Origin of the sequence: Arthrobacter bambusae, assembly GCF_022606295.1 — a bacterium.
GTDB lineage: Bacteria > Actinomycetota > Actinomycetes > Actinomycetales > Micrococcaceae > Arthrobacter > Arthrobacter bambusae_A.
Genome location: NZ_JAHHZS010000001.1, coordinates 160146 through 177966, shown reverse-complemented (window position 1 = coordinate 177966; position 17821 = coordinate 160146). Strand labels below are relative to the sequence as shown.

The window sequence follows — 17821 nt, the reverse complement described above, 5'->3', positions numbered from 1 at the left end:
TCCGCGGGCTACTTCTTCAAGCTCTTGCGGACCTGCTGTCCGCGGACCACCATGCCCACGACATGCAGGACCAGGCCGAGCCCGATCACGAACAAGGACGTCAGAGCAAGGCCCTGGTTATGGGAGGCGTTGCCAATGATCGTCAGGATGATCCCGACGGCGATAAGCCCCATCGCGCCGAAAACCAGCGTTTTGTAGGCGATTGAGGCCGTGGCCCAGAATTCGTTCAGCACCACCCAAGTTTAGGACACTTGCCGAAACCGCGGGTTCCACAGGGCGGGAACCGACGCAAGTGAGCGAGCGTGGCGTCAAAACCCGATATGAGCGAGCGAGCGTCCGACTCCAGCCAACGCCCGCTCACCTATGGCCGCCAATCCACCAACGCCCGCTCACCTATGACAGCTTTCCAGCCAACGCCCGCTCAGATCATCTGCAGGAGGGTTCGGGTATTTCCCTCATACGTGAGCGGGCGTCCTGAAAAAGCCGGACTTAGGTGAGAGAGCGTCGGTGGGTGCGCTTACAGAGAGGGCTGGACCCCGAAGGCTACCGCGAGCTTCATGATCTTTTCGGCGCGGCCGAGGCGCGGAAGGTCGGAGCCGTCGCGGATGACCCTGCCGTTGGCTTCGAAGTCGTTCATGAAGTCCGTGGCCCAGGCGACGTCGGACGGCGTCGGGCTGATGACTTCGTTGATGACCGTGGTCTGGTCAATGGCCAGGCAGAGCTTGCCGGTCATGCCCATGGTCACAGTGATCCCGGTCTGCTCGCGCAGGATCGGGTGGTTGGTGCCGACGGTGGGGCCGTCGATGGGACCCGGAAGGTTGCCCACGCGACTGGCGACGACGAGCTTGGCACGCGGGTACGCCATTGCCTCAGGCGTGGCGGCCATGCCCGTGTCCCGGCGGAAGTCGCCCGAACCGAAGGCGAGGCGGAAGGCACCCTGTGCGCGGGCGATGTGGTTGGCTTCCTCGATGCCGAGGGCCGACTCCACGAGCGGGATGACCGGGGTCTTGCCGTCCATGCGGTGGAAGGACTCGGTGACCTGGTCCGCGGACTCAGTCTTGGCGAGCATGACTCCCAAGAGACCTGGCGTGCCACGGAGGCCGGCGAGGTCATCGGCCCAGAACGGGCTGGTGGCGTCGTTGATGCGGACCCAGGCCTGGCCGCCGGCGGTCAGCCAGTTGATGACGTTGTCGCGGGCAATGTCCTTCTGCGATGGGTCCACGGCGTCTTCAATGTCAAGGATGATGGCGTCCGCGCGCGACGAGGCCGACTGGTCGAAAAGCTCCGTCTTCATGGCGTTCACAAGGAGCCAGGAGCGGGCAATCTCGGCGGGAATGTTGCGGGTGGACCGAATGGACTCGGCGGCGGTGCTAGACGTCATGTATCTACCGTATCCGGCCAGCCACCAGGAACGCTAAGAATCGGGCACCGGTGTGAGCATCAATACGAACAAAACGATTGTGACAGCCAGCCCCAGCCCAACTGACTCGCAGTAGGTGTCGTTATGAGCCCTCATAACGACACCTACTGTGAGTCAGTTGGGCTTAACGCGCTTTAGGGGAGCTTGCTGCCCCGCGCACCCACCCACAGGCCATACCACTCGGCGCGCGTCATTGCTGCGGCAACGGCGGGAGCATCCGCGCAGGCAGCGATCCGCGCCGGGTTGGAACTGCCCAGCACCGGGGAAATGCGTGCCGGATGCTTCATGAGCCATCCCAACAACACGGACTCAGGAGTGACGCCCTTTGCTTCCGCGAGCTGGGCGACCAGAGCGGCAGTCGCAGTGTCCGCGGCAGTCGGGAAAACCGGCGTCGAGCCCGTGTACCGGCCCTGGGCGAGGGAACCGTAGGCCTGCAGTTCAATCCCCTGGCCGACGCAGTGTTCCAAAGTGCCGTGCGGAAAACTGTAGCCGAGGGCGTCGTCGTGGTTGACCAGGACCCCGCTCTCGAGCCACGCCCGCCGGTGCAGGCTCATTTCCAGCTGGTTGGCCACGATCGGCACCTCCAGCTGGTCCTGCAGGAAGGCGATCTGCGCGCCGGACATGTTGGACACGCCCAATTGCCGCACCTTACCCTCCGCCATGAGCTGCCCGACGGCGGACGCCACCTCTGCGGGTTCCATCAGGGGATCGGGACGGTGGAGCAGAAGCACGTCGACGTAGTCGGTCCTCAGCCGTTCCAGGCTTCCATTGACCCGCTCCAGGATGGCGTCCTTGCTGAGGTCATAATGTCCATCGACGCCGGGCTGGCTCAGCCGGATTCCGCACTTGGTCTGGAGCTGGATCTTTTCCCTCAGCCCCGGCGTCCGGGCGAGGACTTCGCCGAAGACGGCCTCGGCCTTGCCGCTGCGGTAGATGTCGGCATGGTCGAACAGGGTGATCCCGATGCCCATGGCGGCTTCGATCGCGGCCGCGGCCTGCTCGATTTCGGCAGCACCGTATTCGCTGCCCTCCCAAGGACCTCCGAGGCCCATGCATCCATAAATAAGCCGGCCCGCGGCAGTTTCACTCTTTGCTGTCATTTTCCAACTCTTTCACAACGCAACTAACCCGCAGTTGTTGTCGTTTACAGCCTTCAAAACGACATTAACTGCGAGTTAGTTGGGTGAGGGATAGGGGCAGGGGTGAGGGACTAGACGATCCAGGCCGTCGTGTTTGCCGGGAGCTTGCCGCCTTCGAGCGGTGCGCTGCTCACGACGACGGTGCCTTCCGGAAGTGCCACGGGCTCGGTGCCGAAGTTCGTCACCGACTGCCAGCCGTTGGGGCGCACGAAATGGAGCACCGACTCGTGACTGGACGGGATCCACTCCAGGTCCTCGGCCGCCCGCAGTTCCGAACGCAGTTCCAGGGCCTTGCGGTATAGCTCCAGCGTGGAGCCGGGAACGTTCTCCTGCTCCGCCACCGCGTAGTCCGCGAACCATTCAGGCTGCGGCAAGTGGGCATGTCCCTCGCCGAAGCCGAACGACGAACCCTCGCTGGTCCACGGCAGCGGGACACGGCAACCATCACGGCCGACGTCGACGCCCGGGTTGCGGAAGAACGCCGGGTCCTGGCGCTGGCCGGCCGCGATGTCGCCGACTTCCTGCAGTCCGAGTTCTTCGCCCTGGTACAGGTACGCGGAGCCGGGAAGGGCGAACATCAGCAACGACGCGGCGCGGGCGCGGCGCAAGCCGAGCTCGGCGTCGACGTCGGCGGCCGAACCGCCGTCGAGCAGCCACTGCTTGCCGTCCTGGCCCAGGCCGTCACGGCCGCCGCCCGCGGGCAAGCCGTAGCGGGTGGCGTGCCGGACGACGTCGTGGTTGGAGAAGACCCAGGTGGAAGAAGCACCGGAGGCAGCGGCTTCGCTGAGGTTCTTCGTGATGATGTCGCGGAACTGGCCTGCGTCGAAATCAGCCTGGAGGAGGTCGAAGTTGAATGCCTGGCCCAAGCCGTCTGGGCTGGCATAGCGGGCGCGGCGGTCAGCGTGCACCCATGCTTCGGCGACGGCCGTCCGGGGCGGGTTGTACTCATTGAAGACCTTGCGCCACTCGGCGTAGATCTCATGCACCTCATCACGGTCCCAGAACGGGTGGGCGCCCAAAGCGTTTTCGCCCTCCTTGGGCAGCTCGGTCTTCGACGGCAGAACCTCCGGCAGGTCCTTCGTGAGGGCATGGGCGACGTCGATGCGGAAGCCGTCCACGCCACGATCGGACCAGAAGCGCAGGGTCTTCAGGAAGTCCTCGCGGACCTCGGGGTTGTCCCAGTTGAAGTCCGGCTGCTCCTTGGTGAAGATGTGCATGTACCACTGGCCCGGGGTGCCGTCCGGTTCCGTGATGCGTTCCCAGGCCGGGCCGCCGAAAATCGAGTCCCAGTCCGCCGGGGGCAGTTCGCCGTTCTCGCCCAGGCCGTCGCGGAAAATGTAGCGCTCGCGGGCGGCCGAACCCTTCGGTGAAGCCAGCGCCTCCTTGAACCACTCGTGCCGGTCCGAAGAGTGGTTCGGCACGATGTCCGCGATCAACTTGATGCCTGCGGCGTGCAGGGCGGCCGCCATCTCATCGAAGTCTGCAAGGGTGCCCAGCTTGGGGTCAACGTTGCGGTAGTCATCGACGTCGTAACCACCGTCAGCCAGGGCCGACGGGTAGAACGGGCTCAACCAGACGGCGTCGATGCCGAGGGATTTCAGATACGGAACCTTGGCGGTAATGCCCTTGATGTCGCCCAGTCCGTCGCCGTTCGCGTCGGAAAAGCTGCGCGGGTAGATCTGGTAGACAGCCGCTTGGCGCCACCAGTTCGGATCGGCCATGCGCTCGGAGCGCTCGGAGTCGAAGTGGGTGGCCATGGTGACGGTGGAGGACAAAGGGAATCCTGTTCTGTGTCGACGCTGCGATGGACGGGCGTTTATTTAGAATCTAAATTTAGTGCCTCTAGTATTATGTGACGCATACCAACAGAAGGTCAACAGCCATGCCCGATATCGCGACTGCCACTCCGCAGATGCTCCGGCGGTTCAACGCGGCCACCGTGCTCGGAGCCATCCGCGCTTCCAACGCCGTGACTGTTTCGGAGCTGATGGACGCCACCGGCTTGACCCGCGCCACCACCATTTCCGTGTGCGAAGACCTTATGGCCCGGGGCTGGATCCGAGAGCTGGAGAACCAGCGTGACTTCGGCACGTACCAAAAGGGCCGCCCCGCACGACGCTTCGAGCTCGACGAAAGCGCCGGCTGCGTCTTGGGGATCGACGTCGGCGTGCTCAAGACCACCGTTGTGGTGGCCGATCTGCGCGGCCACACCATCGGACGGTCCAGTGGGCCATTTCGCGCCAGGGAGATCGAAGCGGAGGAACGGATCCGGGTTATCAGCGAAACCGCTCTCCTTGCCCTCGAGGCTGCCGGAGTGGCACCGGACAAAGTCCTCGCGGTGACGGTCGGGCTTGCCGCCCCGGTGGGCCGCGACGGAAACATCCTCGTCAGCCAGCCGTTCTGGAGCCTGTTCGACGTCGGGCTGAAGAAGGCCCTGCACGATCTGCACGGATGGGCTGTGGTGCTGGAGAACGATGCCAACTTGGCGGCATTGGGGGAATGTTGGCGCGGCGCCGGCAGCGGCATCCAGGACTTGGCAGTCCTCCTTGCCGGTGAACGTTTCGGCGCGGGCCTGGTGGAATCCGGCCGTTTGCTTCATGGCAGCCGCGGCGGCGCTGGCGAGATGGCCTACCTGGACATGGTGGACGGAGTCGGATCGGCGGACGGCCTCGCCGCGCTGGCCAGATTGTGGGCGGCGGAAGCCCTGGCGGGAAAGTCGAAAACCACACTGCGGACGGCGGCCCCCGCTGGCCAGGAGGTCACGGCACAGCACGTCTTCGCCGCTGCTGCCGAAGGCGACAAGGTTGCGTTGGACATCCTGGACCGGCTTTCGGATCGGCTGGCCCGGGTAGTCTCCACGGTGGCCATCATGCTCAACCCGGAGCTCGTGGTGATCGGCGGCGCGGTGGCAGCTTCGGCGTCGGCCCTTCTTGAGCCGACCGTCCGGAAGCTGGCTGCCTACACCGCCACTCCCCCGCGGTTGGCAGCGTCGCCGCTGGGCGACGCGATTGTTGGCATCGGCGCAGTCCGCCACGCACTCGACCGCGTGGAGAAGAACTCCCTGGACCTGGTGTTGCGGCCGCCCAAGACCTTCGGCAGCTAGTCCGGCATCGCCATGGTGCGGAGGTCGAGCTGGCGCAGCACCCGGTCCGCAACCTCGGGATCCATCCCCGGTTCGCTCCGTGCCGCGACCACTTCCTGGCGCGCGGCGTCGAGGGCGATGGTCTGGACTGCTATCGCCAGTTCCCTGCCGCGTTGGCGCTTTTCAACGTCTGTTTCGTTCTTCAAGGTCCCGTCAAGCAGCTCGGCGTGCAGGCGGGTCATCTTTTCCTTGACGAGCGCCACCTTGTCCGCCGGCAATTCCTTCATCAGATCGTGTTCCTTGAGCGCGGAGATTGCGGCGGTCTGGGCGCGCTTGGCCAAGAGCCGCGCGGCATCCTTTTCGTGCGAGCCGTCTTCGGATGCCTTGAGCACGCGCATAAGCCAGGGAAGGGTCAGCCCCGGCAGCACCAGAGTGGCCAGCAATACCGCGCAAGCGATGACCAGAATTTCGTGCCGGGCGGGGAAGTCGCCCCCATCGGCAATCGTGAGCGGGAGGGCCAAGGCGAGTGCGAGCGTCGCGAGGCCGCGCATGCCACACCAAGTCAGGATCAGGACCTCCTTGGGGGACGTCGGCTGCAACAGGTTCTTCCGCTTGCGGGCCGAGATCGCCAACAGCCCGAGCCACGCGAAACGGACAACGAACACCAGCACGCACACCGCCACGGCCGGGCCGATCATGCCGTAAACGGCCGCTCCCTCGTCCCGGATCACATGCCGGATCTCCAACCCCACAAGTCCGAACGCCAGGCCCGTCGCGAGGAGTTCCACCACATCCCAGAAAGCGGTGCGCGTGACACGTTCGGCCGCGTCCTGGGACCGCGCGTGCCGCTGTGTCTCCAGCGCGGTCACGACGACGGCGATCACCCCCGAAGCGTGGACTTCTTCCGCCAGGATGTAGGCCGCGAAGGGAATCACCAGGGTCACGGCGCTTCGGGCCACCATGGAGGTGACCAGCTTGGTGATCAGCCTCGTCAACCAGCCCATCGCGATGCCGACGATGACGGCCAGTGCCGCACCGATCACGAATTGGAGCACGACGCCGGCCCCCAGCTTGGTGCCGGAAACCGTCGCCGCCACCGCGGCCTGGAAGATCACGATGGCTGCAGCGTCGTTGAACAAGCCCTCGCTCTGGAGCACCGTGATGAGCCTGCGCGGCATGTGGACGCGGCCGGCGACGGATTCAACCGCAACCGGGTCCGGCGGAGCCACCATGGCCCCCAGCGCGATCGCCGCAGGAATGCCGATCCCGGGAATCATGAGCCACGCGGCTCCGGCAACTACAGCCGTGGAGACTACAACAAGGGCGACAGCCATGAGCAACAGCGTCCGCCATCGGACCCGGAACGCCGCCCAGGAGCTCTTCTGCGCGGTCGCAAAGAGCAAGGGAGGGAGGAATATCGGCAGGATCAGTTCGGGCGCAAGCTCAAAATCCGGGAACCCCGGGATGAAGGTCATCGCTGCAGCCAGCAACAGCATCAACACCGGGTACGGGAGCCGCAAGCGGTCCCCCAAGCCCACGGCCACGACCGTTGCAAGCAGCAATCCAACAATGAGTGCCAACTGGTCCATGTTCCCGATTTCCCCAGACGTCGTAGCGGCAGCGTCCCGGGCGCATGCCGTGGACTAGCCCTACCAACATATCGCGGCTGGGCGCGGTCCCGAGGCCGGTTTTGTGGCCGGTTTTGTGGCCGGCATGGCATAGTCCCGGCTGGGCGCGGCTAAGACGCCGTGAGGGCCTCGACCACCGGCACCGCACCGTCCCTGAACTCGATGGTGCGGCGCACAGTTTCCGGCAGTTCCAAGACGGCGGCAGCCACCAAGGCGACATTGGCCCGCGAGGTTTCCGTCCCCACGCCCGGGTCCGCGGGGCTTACCTCGATGAGCGCAGAGCCCGGATTGCTGGTCAGCGCCCCCGGACCGAGGATCGTCCAGTCGAGGTCTGTCCCACGCAGGTACTCGTCGGCCGCGGCCTTGGCTTCCGCATAGGCATAGAAGCTGTTGTCTTCGGGAACGCCGTGGTTGGGCCCGGCCCCGAAGTAGGACACCATCACATAGCGGGCCACGCCCGATTGCGCCGCGGCATCCATCGAGCGGATGGCGGCGTCCCTGTCCACCGCATACGTACGTTGCGGGCTGCCGCCCCCTGCCCCGGCTGACCACACCACCGCATCGTGGCCGTCAAGCGCGGAGGCGATCTCCGCCGTCGTCGACTTCTCGACGTCGAGTATTACCGGGGCTGCACCCGTCACCGTGACGTCGGGCGCGTGTTCGGGATTGCGGATGAAGGAAGTGACCGCGTGGCCTTCGTTGCTCAGGATGCGGGACAGGTGCAAGGCCACCTTGCCGTGGCCGCCGATGATTGCGATTCGACTCATGGACCCATTCTGTCGCAGTGGTCAAGTACCTCGGCCGCGCCCTCCCCAAGTCGATGGATAAATTCCCGAAAAATAGCCCTCTTCGCATTTGCGGAAAGGAATGACTAATTCGTAAATACTTCGAACAAATAGGGCCTTCAAAAACTAAGCAGACTTAGTTTAATCGCCATCACATTTTCCGCTCGAAGACCGGAGGACCTGGACACTTCAGGCACACCCTCGCTGCCGGAGACGCCTTGTGAGTGTTGGGTGGATGGCGGGAAATAAAAGCAAGTGGCACCCACTCGTGTGGAGTTAATTTCGAATTTCTAGACTCAAATCACCTGCAGCAGGAAAAGGAATGCCTCATTCATAAATCTCATTGATGGATTTATCCAAATAGCCGGGTTACATCCCGTTGATGGATTTATTCGAAGTGGGATGAATTGAGGGCTTCCTCAGTGCTGCGCAATTAAGCAAAAGGGTCTCAACAAGCGCCGTCCCCTGCGCCTGCGCATCACCTCCAGGGCCAGCCAACCGACTTGCCCCAGAAACGATGAATCACGGGGATATGACATGTATCAGCAGGAGTACAGGCACAGCGGGATCAGCGGAGGCAGCGTCCTCGCCCTGATATCCGCGGGGGTAAGAACACTCACCAGGTACAAGGCATCAATAGTCACTTGGGCAATCGTGGCAGTCGTCGCCGTTGCCGCCGTGACGATGCAGAACTACTCACAGATATTGGCGCCAGGAGGCACCAGTTCCGCCATCGCACCGCTTCTGGGCTCGGGAGCCGGGCTCACCCTGCCTTCGCCGGCCGCTGCCAATCCGACGCCGGTTGAAAGCGCTGCCCCGGCAGCCACGCTGGTGCCCGTGCCCGCACAGACGCCAGCCGCCGTCGCGCCTTCAGCCCCCGCAGCGGCGCCGGCAGTCGCAGCTCCCCCCGCTGCGGCTCCTGATCCCGCGACGGACACGAACGCCTACACGGTGGTCAGCGGCGACACCGTCGGCTCGATAGCCGCCAGGTTCGGCGTCGACGTCAACGCTATGCTGGCAGCGAACGGCCTCAGCGCGTATTCGGTGATCGTGCCCGGCCAGGTGCTGAAGCTGACAGGACCGTCGGTTGCCGCGGCCCCGGCAGCCCCTGCGCCGGCAGCCGCTCCCGCACCAGCACCGGCTCCTGCTCAGGCGGTGCGGACCATCTACGTTGCGGGTTCAGGTGGCCAGGCCGCTGTGGATAGTTGCATTGGCCCGATCCACTTCACGCCCACGGACGCCTACTCGCTGTTCATTACAGAACACGATTTCTGCGGAGGATGGGCACAATTCTCGGGGATCGGCGTCGGCGAGAAGGTGAGCATCCCCGGGTACGGCATGTACACCGTGACAGCCCGCGGCCAGGTGCCCCAAGGCGGGACCACCAACAACGTCGCAGCGGTATTCGGCGGGTTTCCCCGGGCGGTACTCCAGACGTGCATCCCGGGAACCAACCAGATGCTGGTAATCGCGTTGAACTAGGGCTGGCCCCTTCTGCGCAACTGGCGACGGCGCCCTTCCTGACCCTCTTTGATCCGGGAAGTCAGGACGGGCGGCTTGCGGAACCCTGCAGCCCGAATATGAGAAGGCCGGGAGCTCAACGCTCCTGGCCTTCTTCTGTTTCTGTGGTGATGGGGATGTTCGATCTCCCGATAAGACCTCGCTCAATAGCTTCCATTTTGGGAGACTGAATCAAGACCTGAGATTGGGGCGAAGTTGGACGGACAACAGTGGATCTGGGTTGCGACGGTACTGGTCGTCGCGGCTGTGGTAGCCATTGTCATGGCCTTCGGACGCCGCGGATAGTCGCCGTTTGATCGCAAAACGCGTTGCCAGTCCGACGCAAGCGGAGAGCCAAGCTTTCGCATCACCGACTCGCCGTCAGAACAGGACGCACTGGGGGTCAGGCTCGATCAGGAACAGATATCAACCGCTCTGCGCCCGGTTGTGCATTGCGGATTGGTTGGGGCTGTCTTTCAGGGCACGACAGCTTCGCATACTTCCGCTTCGAGTGCCACAGCACCAGCAGATGGAAGGAACACATCAGCACGACTGTGATGCCAACGAAGACCACAAGGTCAATGAGAAAGCGGCCAAAATCCACGAGCAGGGATGCCTTTCGGTCCGGACAACCTCCTGATCGTAGCTTGAGATGGCCACACAAACGAAACGGCCTCAATACAGGGTGAACCTCAAGGAAACTCTAAGAAAAGATCAAGATTCAACTAAGAGTGTTCGACCGGGCGCCAAATGCTCCTGGAAAAATCTGATTTAGTGTTAATCATGAACCCTTCTCTGCGGCCACTCCTGGGGACTTGCGCGCTGCCCGAAGCCAGGATTCTGCATGGTTCGCGGCTGTCTAGTGGATGGCTGGCAAGCAGAGTTTCGATGGTGCGGGTAACTCCACCGCAAGCGCGTAAGAGCGGGCCATCGTCGAGAAGCGCCGCCACCTGAGGATTGGGGGACACCCAAGTGGCGGCGCCCTCTAAAAACTATCGGCAGCTCGGCGGTGCTCCCAGCCATTCAGCAGGATCTTTACGAAATCTTTACGGCTAGTGCCCAGCAGGCTTGCGGGCTGCGGTCAGGACAGGGGGGAGATTCAGCTTGCGGGGTGGTGGCGACCGGAGTCTTTTGCCGGGCACCTGGCCTACTTGTTCCGACGTCGTCGCGACCGTTCCAGGATAACCACAGCCAACAGCGCGGCGCCCATGACGAGGGGCATGCCAGCCGTGAGAAGCCGCACGAGGTTTGGGAAGAGGGCCGCGAGGAGCGCCATCGCCATCAAAATGAACAAAGCGAACCCGATAATGGCGACTCTAAGTTTCATCATCAGTGCCCTGTCCGCGCGGACCGCCCGCATTTGAAGAGGACTCATCGCGGGCATCGTCAAAGAAACGCCGGGCTCGCGGCAGCCACAGCGGGCCGATGAGGGCAATAGGAACAAGGAAGAGCAACCATCTCCATGACGGTGGCCAAGAAAAGCCAAAACCGCACACGACGACGGCGAAGCTCAAGTAATAGCGCATGTTTCGATCGCCGTGCTTGAGGGCCTGCACCAAGCTGGCACAGATCACGGAAAGCAGCAGCAGGACAAATCCAAAGAGCCACGGAACCCATGGCGGTCCCGACACCATCTGGAAGACGGCCCAAACGCCGAGGACGTCGATCACCGCTAAGGCAACCATGAACGCCCATACGGAGAAGACCACTTCGATTGGGGGCTTCCTTCCCTTGCTCCGGGATCTCATGACCAGAGCGTAAACCCTGGTCCTGGGCGCAAAACAGCCCATCCAGAAGACGAACCCCTTGTGGTCACGGCCCCAGAAGCAGGCTCAAAACAGCAGCAGGCCAGAAGCGAAACGCTTCTGGCCTGCTGAAACTTGTAGCGGTGGGGAGGCTCGATCTCCCGACCTCACGATTATGAGTCGTGCGCTCTAACCAACTGAGCTACACCGCCACGAATGAGAAAAACCTGCGCCAAGCCGGTCAAAAACCGCCTTGACACAGGCCCTCATTCAGAGCCCCCCACCGGAATCGATCCGGTGACCTCGTTCTTACCAAGAACGCGCTCTACCACTGAGCTAGGGGGGCAACGAGTAAATACTCTACCGGACGATTTCTCAGGCCACAAATCGGCTGCGGGACAGGGAAAAACGGCCCCGACACAATTTGCATCCGCGCCGGATTCTTGAGCCGGAAAGGGCCTGAATCAGGGCAGGCGGAGCACCTGTCCAGGGTAGATGTGGTCCGGGTTGGGCACGGTATCCGCGTTCGCGGCGATCAGGGCATCCAAGTCGACGCCGAACTGCAAGGCGATGCCACTCAAGGTATCGTCTGCTTCCACTACGACCTCGGTGACCTGCCCTCCGCCGTCGGCGGGAGCACCGGCGTCGGGCACTGCGGGGTCCGGAACCACGAGAGCTTCCGCTGACGGCTCCGGCACGGCAGTCTGGACCGTCTCCCCCGGTGAGGCTTGAGCGGCCTCCTGCGGGGCCTCCGAGGGCCGTCCAGTCTGCCTGTGGTCGGCCTTGTCGAAGCCGAGGTTCTTCTTCAACCCATCGAGGAAACCCATGAACCAACCTTTCCACACCCGGGGCCGCTCGTCTTCCCCATGTTTGGCTTGGGAATGCTTCTGCGACACGGCGGGTCGGTCAATCCTGCGCCTTCGGGAGGGCAAACATGGGGAGGACGGTACAGACACGAACGGCACGTGCCCCCGCTAAACCCAGACCGCCGTTAAACAGCCAGAGGCCGGCTCGAAAGCCGGCCTCTGCCAAAAACCCAGGAACTAGTCCTGTTTACCACTTACCCTTGCGGTTGAAATCGCGGTTGCCAGCGTCGCCACCAGTGCGCGGCTTGCGTGCGCCCCGGTCGGCGTAGCTGCCCGTTCCGGTACCGGCGCTGCTGCGCTCGCTGTAGGAACGGCCGCCGCGGTCAGCGGAAGAACGCTCGCCGCCGGCGTAGCCGCCACGGTCGCCTTCAGTCTTACGGAACTCCTTCTTGAAGCCACCGTTGCCCTTGAAGTTTCCGCCACGGTCTCCACCGGAGTAGCCGCCACGGTCGCCGCCGCGGCTGCCACCGGAGTAACCGCCACGCTCGCCGCCGCGGTCAGACGCCGGCTTGCGACCGTTGTCCAGCTCAAGGTGGATCAGCTCGCCGCCGATCCGGGTGCGGGACAGTGCGCGCAGCTGCTCGGGGCTCAGGTCCGCCGGAAGCTCCACCAGGGAGTGGTCCGAGCGGATGTCGATGCCGCCGATCTGTGCCGAGGAGATGCCGCCTTCGTTGGCAATGGCGCCAACGATCGAACCGGGCATGACGCGCTGACGGCGTCCGACGGCGATCCGGTACGTGGCGTTGCCCTCGGTCAGGGCGCGGGTCGGGCCACGGGAACCGAAGCCGTCCTTGGAGCGCTCGCGCTTCTGGAATTCCGGTGCAGCCGGCAGTTCCTTGACGAGGAGCGGCTGGCCGCCCTGTGCCATGACGGCCAGCGCAGCAGCAATCTCCGACGCCGGAACGTTGTGCTCCTCTTCGTAGGAAGAGATCAAGTCACGGAACGCGGCAACGTCCTCGGACTCGAGGGTCTCCGTGATCTTGTCCGCGAACTTGCCAAGGCGCAAGGTGTTGACGGTCTCGGCGGTGGGCAGGTGCATCTGCTCAACCGGCTGGCGGGTGGCCTTCTCGATCGAACGCAGCAGGTACTTCTCCCGCGGCGTCATGAACAGGATGGCGTCGCCGCTACGGCCTGCACGGCCGGTACGGCCGATGCGGTGGACGTAGGACTCGGTGTCGTGCGGGATGTCGTAGTTGACCACGTGGCTGATGCGCTCAACGTCAAGGCCACGGGCCGCGACGTCGGTGGCCACCAGGATGTCGATGCGGCCTTCCTTCAGTGCGTCGACAGTCCGTTCGCGCTGCTGCTGCGGAATGTCACCGTTGATGGCGGCAGCCTGGAAGCCGCGGGACTTCAGCTTGTCAGCGAGGTCCTCGGTAGCCATCTTGGTGCGCACGAAGGCGATAACGCCGTCGAACTCTTCCACCTCGAGGATGCGGGTCAGGGCGTCAAGCTTGTGCGGGCCCATGACCTGCAGGTACCGCTGGCGTGTGTTGGCGCCGGTGGTGGTCTTGGACTTCACCGAGATCTCAGCCGGGTTGTTCAGGTACTGCTTGGACATGCGGCGGATCTGGCTCGGCATGGTGGCAGAAAACAGTGCAACCTGGCGGTCTTCGGGGGTCTGCTGGAAGATCTGCTCTACGTCCTCGGCGAAGCCCATGCGGAGCATCTCGTCGGCTTCGTCCAGTACGAGGTACTGCAGCTCGGACAGGTCCAGGGAACCCTTGGAGATGTGGTCGATGACGCGGCCGGGGGTACCGACAACAACCTGTGCACCGCGGCGAAGGCCGGCAAGCTGCGGGCCATAGGCGGAGCCACCGTAAACCGGGAGGACCGTGAAGTCATCGATGTGCTTGGCGTACGAGGTGAAGGCCTCGGCAACCTGGAGCGCAAGCTCGCGGGTCGGAGCGAGAACCAGTGCCTGGGTCTTGCGGGAAGGGCCGTTGAGGTCGTGGAGTTCGGCCAGGCGGGACAGCGCCGGTACTGCGAAAGCTGCAGTCTTACCGGTGCCGGTCTGGGCGAGGCCCACGACGTCGCGGCCTTCGAGCAGCAGCGGAATGGTTGCTGCCTGGATCGGGGACGGCTTCTCGTAGCCGACGTCCTGCAGGGCTGCAAGGACGCGGGGGTCGATTCCGAGGTCGACGAAGCGGATGCCGTCTTCCTCGTCGTCGGCGGGTGCCTCAGCCTTGGCGGGCGCCTCAGCCTGAGCCGCGGCGGGTGCCTCAGTGAACACAGGAGCCTCGACCGGGGCCGGAGCCTCGATGAACTCAGCGGCGGGTGCGGTTTCGGCGATCTCGACGGCGGTCTCTGCTTCTTCAGCAGACTCGGCGACGAACGGGTCGTTCAGGTTTTCGGGCATAGGGGAAAGTTTCCTCATCCATAGGGGGCCAGTCGGCGCGGCCCGGTTGGGCTTGGCCGCAGTACACGTTGCGGGCAAAAGAACCAGGAGGTTCTGGTGCTCGCAAGAAGTCCGGCGCTGTCGCAATCCCATGGCAGGACTTCCCGCTGCATCTCTTGGCTGCTATCTCAGCAGTCTGTACAGCGTTTTCTTCGCCCGGCTCTCCCTATGAAACTGCCCACACACATTTTGCGGGCCCCAACACTGACCAGTCCTGCCTCAAGAATTGGGCAGGAAAAAGGGATTTCCGGAGTGGGGGATAGTTCAAGTGTAGGGCACAGATCAGCCCCGTGGCGACATAACGGCCGACGGCGGCGGTGAGCTTGCGCACAAACGCGCCGCCGGCGCCCTCAAAGCCGCCCTCAGGGCCGCCTTTAATACCGCACTTCAGGTTGTCCGCTCAAGGGCCGCTTTCAGGCGTCCACCCCGTTGCGGCGCAAGAGCTTTTCGAAGCTGTCATGGTAGTCGGACTGCAGCAGGATCTCTCCGTCCGCCTCAGCGTCGAGAAGCAACTGCATGTCATCGAGGTTGGGATTGCTGAACCACTGCCCCACCGTGATGCCGTGCTTCGGCACGAACAGTTTGTGGATGTAGTCGCCGGCCGAGATGGAGCCGGTCTTAACCACGCGCAGGTAGGTGCCGACCCGCCCTGCCTCCGTGAAACGCTTGACCCATTGAGGTTCATTCATGCGGCGCTGGAAAGTCGCACACGGTACACGCGGCGATGTGACCTCGACCTCGACGTCCAGGCCGATCTTCCACCGTTCGCCGATCACGGCACCGCTGGTCTCGATTCCGGCAACGCGGAGGTTCTCGCCGAAGATCCCGGCGGGCATGTCCCGCTGGAGTTCCTTCGCCCAGAAATCGGCGTCCGCCTGCGAGTACGCGTAGAGGGCTTGGTCCTCGCCGCCGTGGTGGATCCGGCTCGCCTGGATGTCCCCGTGGACTCCCAGCTTGTGGACCTTCACCGGCCCGTCGACCGGGCGCTTGTCGATGGCCGTCACTCCCACAGACCCTTCGGGATCGGGCAGGAGCTCGTATACCCGGCAAACGGCAAGCAACGATGCGGTATCCATGACTACAGTCTACGTACGCAGCTACGGATCGAAGCGATATCCCATGCCGGCCTCCGTGTGGAGGTGGCGGGGCTGGGCGGGGTCGCGTTCGAGCTTGCGCCGGAGCTGCGCGATGTAGACACGCAGGTACTGGGTCTCCTTGGCGTAGGCCTGTCCCCAGACCTGGGTGAGGATCTGCTGCTGGCTGACCAGCCGTCCGGCGTTGCGCACAAGCAATTCCAGGATGTTCCACTCCGTGGGCGTCAGCCGTACTTCCGCGCCGTCTTTGGTGATCTTTTTTCCGGCCAGGTCAACCAGGAAGTCGGCGGTCTGGAGCGTCGGCGCTTCATGCCTGGGTGCTGCCCGCCGCGAGGCGGCACGGAGCCTGGCCAGGAGTTCGTCCAGGCCGAAGGGCTTGGTCACATAGTCGTCGGCTCCGGCGTCGAGCGCTTCTACTTTGTCTTCCGAACCGTGCCGGGCAGACAGCACGATAATGGGCATGGTGCTCCAGCCGCGGATTCCCTTGATCACATCCACACCATCCATGTCCGGAAGCCCAAGGTCGAGTACAACGATGTCCACGGGCTGCTGGGCCGCCGCTTTGAGCGCATCTGCGCCGTTGCCCACGCTGATGGCGTGGTAGCCGTGGGCGTGGAGATTGATTTGCATCGCCCGGGCGATCTGGGCTTCATCTTCCACGATCAGCACAAGGTTCATGGCCGCCCTCCCGTCCACAGAGGGAGTGTGACCACCATGGTCAGCCCGCCTCCCGGCGTCGCCTCAGCCATGAGCGTACCGCCCATGGCCTCGGTGAATCCCTTGGCGACAGCGAGTCCCAAACCGATTCCGCTGCGGCCGTCCCGGCTGGATGCAGAATCATCGAGTCGCTGGAAAGGCTGGAAAAGCTCCAGCACTGCCGCTGGCGTGATCCCCGAACCATGGTCCATCACGCGGAGTTCGCTGGCCGGCCGACCATCCACCGTGATGCCCGCTCCGGTCCGAGCCACCAGCACAACATCGGAATCAGGCGCGTATTTCACTGCGTTTTCCACAAGGTTCGCCACGACGCGTTCCAGTATCCCGGCGTCGGCCTCTATAAGGGGAAGGTTTGCCGGAAGCTCGTTGCGGATGCGCTCCCCCGGCACGCCGCGCAAAGCCTCCGGCATGATCTGGTGCCAGCCCAGTCCTCGCAGCAGCGGATTCACGGCATCCGCAGTAATCCGGGACATGTCCAGCAAGTTATCCACCAGGTGATCCAAGCGGTCCGCGTAGTCCTCGATGGTGGCCAACAGTTCGCGCTCGTCTTCGGGGGCAAAGGTCACGTCTTCCTGTCGCAGGCTGCTGACAGCAAGCTTGATGCCCGCCAAAGGAGTGCGGAGATCATGGGAGACGGCGCGCAGGATGGAGGTCCGCATTTTGTTGCCTTCGGCCAGGCGCACGTTGTCCTGCCTGCTCTTGACGAGCTGCTGGCGCTCCCTCAACGCCACCACGAAGGCGCCGAACGCGGCGAGCATGCGGCGATGCTGTTCGGAAAGCGGTCCACCCCGGAGCAGGAGCGTGTAGTTGCGATCGACGACGGCGGCATGGTCGGCTGCCGCATGGGTCACCGGCGGTTGAATCCCGGAGCTTGCAAGGACTTGCCAGTTGGGTCCGGGGGCGTCCGGCGAGTCAAACGTGGCGAGCAGCGTCATCGCCTCCATGCCGAGGTTGACGCGGATCTTGTCCAGGAATGACTCGAGGCTGCCGTCCGAGCTCAGGATACGAAGGGCCAGCTCGCTGAGGGCCCTTGCCTCGGCGCCGGAGTGCGCGGCCTCCTGGGCCCGCCTGGTCGCCAAGCCGACGGCGAGCGCCACTCCGCACGCCACAGCAAGGAAGATAACCAGGGTGAGAAGCGTAGTGGGATCCGCGATGGACAGGGAGCCCACCGGATCTGCCGAGAAGTAGTTCAACAGCATGCTGCCGAGGACGGCGGACACCACGGCCGGCCACAGGCCCCCGATTGCCGCAACCGCTGCCGAGACGGCCAGCTGGAACAGCATGATCATGGCGAAATTCCGGTATTGCAGCGCGGACACCAGGACTTCGATCGCGACGGGCAGCAGCAGGGCCAAGGCCAGGCCCGCCAGAATGCGGCGTCGCCCGATCCCCTTGACTGCCCGTAGCGGCAGTCCTATTGCGTTCACGTCTGCCGCGGCCATGGCTC

The 17821-nt window shown here is 63.9% G+C and carries 15 protein-coding genes and 2 tRNA genes; 2 read left to right on the top strand and 15 right to left on the bottom strand.

The genetic code is table 11. The features are described 5' to 3' along the window. Nucleotides 1–8: 8 nt before the first annotated feature. The 4 genes from KNN17_RS00810 to KNN17_RS00795 all read right to left on the bottom strand — a co-directional run bounded on the left by KNN17_RS00810 (nucleotide 9) and on the right by KNN17_RS00795 (nucleotide 4334). The gene (locus KNN17_RS00810; RefSeq protein WP_241707065.1) at nucleotides 9–233 is read right to left on the bottom strand and encodes a DUF3188 domain-containing protein; all 225 of its coding nucleotides are present in this window, start codon (nucleotides 231–233) and stop codon (nucleotides 9–11) included. A gap of 284 nt (nucleotides 234–517) precedes the next feature. Continuing rightward, nucleotides 518–1381 (bottom strand): HpcH/HpaI aldolase/citrate lyase family protein, encoded by an 864-nt coding sequence (locus KNN17_RS00805; protein ID WP_241707064.1) that lies wholly within the window; start codon nucleotides 1379–1381, stop codon nucleotides 518–520. A gap of 173 nt (nucleotides 1382–1554) precedes the next feature. Continuing rightward, nucleotides 1555–2520 (bottom strand): aldo/keto reductase, encoded by a 966-nt coding sequence (locus KNN17_RS00800; protein WP_241707063.1) that lies wholly within the window; start codon nucleotides 2518–2520, stop codon nucleotides 1555–1557. A 110-nt stretch (nucleotides 2521–2630) separates the two neighbouring features. Next, nucleotides 2631–4334, bottom strand: a complete 1704-nt coding sequence (locus KNN17_RS00795; protein WP_241707062.1) for a glycoside hydrolase family 13 protein — start codon at nucleotides 4332–4334, stop codon at nucleotides 2631–2633. Nucleotides 4335–4441: 107 nt separating this feature from the next. Between KNN17_RS00795 and KNN17_RS00790 the strand changes: the two genes are divergently transcribed. Continuing rightward, nucleotides 4442–5662, top strand: coding sequence for an ROK family transcriptional regulator (locus KNN17_RS00790; RefSeq protein WP_241707061.1), 1221 nt, complete (start codon nucleotides 4442–4444; stop codon nucleotides 5660–5662). Here KNN17_RS00790 and KNN17_RS00785 read toward each other — a convergent pair. Both KNN17_RS00785 and KNN17_RS00780 read right to left on the bottom strand, forming a co-directional pair. Continuing rightward, nucleotides 5659–7230 (bottom strand): Na+/H+ antiporter, encoded by a 1572-nt coding sequence (locus KNN17_RS00785; protein WP_241707060.1) that lies wholly within the window; start codon nucleotides 7228–7230, stop codon nucleotides 5659–5661. The two genes, KNN17_RS00790 and KNN17_RS00785, sit on opposite strands and share 4 nt — an antisense overlap. Before the next feature lie 149 nt (nucleotides 7231–7379). Then, complete coding sequence (locus KNN17_RS00780; RefSeq protein WP_241707059.1) at nucleotides 7380–8036, bottom strand: NAD(P)H-binding protein; 657 nt, start codon at nucleotides 8034–8036, stop codon at nucleotides 7380–7382. A 555-nt stretch (nucleotides 8037–8591) separates the two neighbouring features. Between KNN17_RS00780 and KNN17_RS00775 the strand changes: the two genes are divergently transcribed. Continuing rightward, nucleotides 8592–9536 (top strand): LysM peptidoglycan-binding domain-containing protein, encoded by a 945-nt coding sequence (locus KNN17_RS00775; protein ID WP_241707058.1) that lies wholly within the window; start codon nucleotides 8592–8594, stop codon nucleotides 9534–9536. 1165 nt (nucleotides 9537–10701) lie between these two features. Here the strand turns inward: KNN17_RS00775 and KNN17_RS00770 are convergent. The 9 genes from KNN17_RS00770 to KNN17_RS00730 all read right to left on the bottom strand — a co-directional run bounded on the left by KNN17_RS00770 (nucleotide 10702) and on the right by KNN17_RS00730 (nucleotide 17816). Continuing rightward, complete coding sequence (locus KNN17_RS00770; protein ID WP_241707057.1) at nucleotides 10702–10881, bottom strand: hypothetical protein; 180 nt, start codon at nucleotides 10879–10881, stop codon at nucleotides 10702–10704. Continuing rightward, the gene (locus KNN17_RS00765; RefSeq protein ID WP_241707056.1) at nucleotides 10871–11302 is read right to left on the bottom strand and encodes a hypothetical protein; all 432 of its coding nucleotides are present in this window, start codon (nucleotides 11300–11302) and stop codon (nucleotides 10871–10873) included. The genes KNN17_RS00770 and KNN17_RS00765 overlap by 11 nt, the downstream gene beginning before the upstream one ends. Nucleotides 11303–11437: 135 nt before the next feature. After that, nucleotides 11438–11511: transfer RNA gene (locus KNN17_RS00760), tRNA-Met, on the bottom strand. Between the two features lie 62 nt (nucleotides 11512–11573). Further along, nucleotides 11574–11645, bottom strand: a tRNA-Thr gene (locus KNN17_RS00755). Nucleotides 11646–11763: 118 nt separating this feature from the next. Next, on the bottom strand, nucleotides 11764–12126 hold the full coding sequence (locus KNN17_RS00750) for a LysM peptidoglycan-binding domain-containing protein (protein WP_241707055.1): 363 nt from the start codon (nucleotides 12124–12126) through the stop codon (nucleotides 11764–11766). Between the two features lie 226 nt (nucleotides 12127–12352). Further along, nucleotides 12353–14524: a DEAD/DEAH box helicase gene (locus KNN17_RS00745; protein WP_241707054.1), complete on the bottom strand. Its 2172-nt coding sequence runs from the start codon at nucleotides 14522–14524 to the stop codon at nucleotides 12353–12355. 452 nt (nucleotides 14525–14976) lie between these two features. Next, nucleotides 14977–15639: an MOSC domain-containing protein gene (locus KNN17_RS00740; protein WP_241707053.1), complete on the bottom strand. Its 663-nt coding sequence runs from the start codon at nucleotides 15637–15639 to the stop codon at nucleotides 14977–14979. A 21-nt stretch (nucleotides 15640–15660) separates the two neighbouring features. After that, nucleotides 15661–16335, bottom strand: a complete 675-nt coding sequence (locus KNN17_RS00735; RefSeq protein ID WP_241707052.1) for a response regulator — start codon at nucleotides 16333–16335, stop codon at nucleotides 15661–15663. Continuing rightward, nucleotides 16332–17816 (bottom strand): sensor histidine kinase, encoded by a 1485-nt coding sequence (locus KNN17_RS00730; RefSeq protein WP_241707051.1) that lies wholly within the window; start codon nucleotides 17814–17816, stop codon nucleotides 16332–16334. Before KNN17_RS00730 ends, KNN17_RS00735 begins: the two co-directional genes overlap by 4 nt. Nucleotides 17817–17821 lie beyond the last annotated feature (5 nt).

What these genes read in the sequence shown, in the direction of transcription:
- KNN17_RS00805 (WP_241707064.1), bottom strand. Translation starts at nt 1,381, where the DNA reads ATGACGTCTAGCACCGCCGCCGAGTCCATTCGGTCCACCCGCAACATT.
- KNN17_RS00790 (WP_241707061.1), top strand. Translation starts at nt 4,442, where the DNA reads ATGCCCGATATCGCGACTGCCACTCCGCAGATGCTCCGGCGGTTCAAC.
- KNN17_RS00750 (WP_241707055.1), bottom strand. Translation starts at nt 12,126, where the DNA reads ATGGGTTTCCTCGATGGGTTGAAGAAGAACCTCGGCTTCGACAAGGCC.
- KNN17_RS00745 (WP_241707054.1), bottom strand. Translation starts at nt 14,524, where the DNA reads ATGCCCGAAAACCTGAACGACCCGTTCGTCGCCGAGTCTGCTGAAGAA.
- KNN17_RS00775 (WP_241707058.1), top strand. Translation starts at nt 8,592, where the DNA reads ATGTATCAGCAGGAGTACAGGCACAGCGGGATCAGCGGAGGCAGCGTC.
- KNN17_RS00770 (WP_241707057.1), bottom strand. Translation starts at nt 10,881, where the DNA reads ATGAAACTTAGAGTCGCCATTATCGGGTTCGCTTTGTTCATTTTGATG.
- KNN17_RS00740 (WP_241707053.1), bottom strand. Translation starts at nt 15,639, where the DNA reads ATGGATACCGCATCGTTGCTTGCCGTTTGCCGGGTATACGAGCTCCTG.
- KNN17_RS00730 (WP_241707051.1), bottom strand. Translation starts at nt 17,816, where the DNA reads ATGGCCGCGGCAGACGTGAACGCAATAGGACTGCCGCTACGGGCAGTC.
- KNN17_RS00800 (WP_241707063.1), bottom strand. Translation starts at nt 2,520, where the DNA reads ATGACAGCAAAGAGTGAAACTGCCGCGGGCCGGCTTATTTATGGATGC.
- KNN17_RS00780 (WP_241707059.1), bottom strand. Translation starts at nt 8,036, where the DNA reads ATGAGTCGAATCGCAATCATCGGCGGCCACGGCAAGGTGGCCTTGCAC.
- KNN17_RS00735 (WP_241707052.1), bottom strand. Translation starts at nt 16,335, where the DNA reads ATGAACCTTGTGCTGATCGTGGAAGATGAAGCCCAGATCGCCCGGGCG.
- KNN17_RS00765 (WP_241707056.1), bottom strand. Translation starts at nt 11,302, where the DNA reads ATGAGATCCCGGAGCAAGGGAAGGAAGCCCCCAATCGAAGTGGTCTTC.
- KNN17_RS00785 (WP_241707060.1), bottom strand. Translation starts at nt 7,230, where the DNA reads ATGGACCAGTTGGCACTCATTGTTGGATTGCTGCTTGCAACGGTCGTG.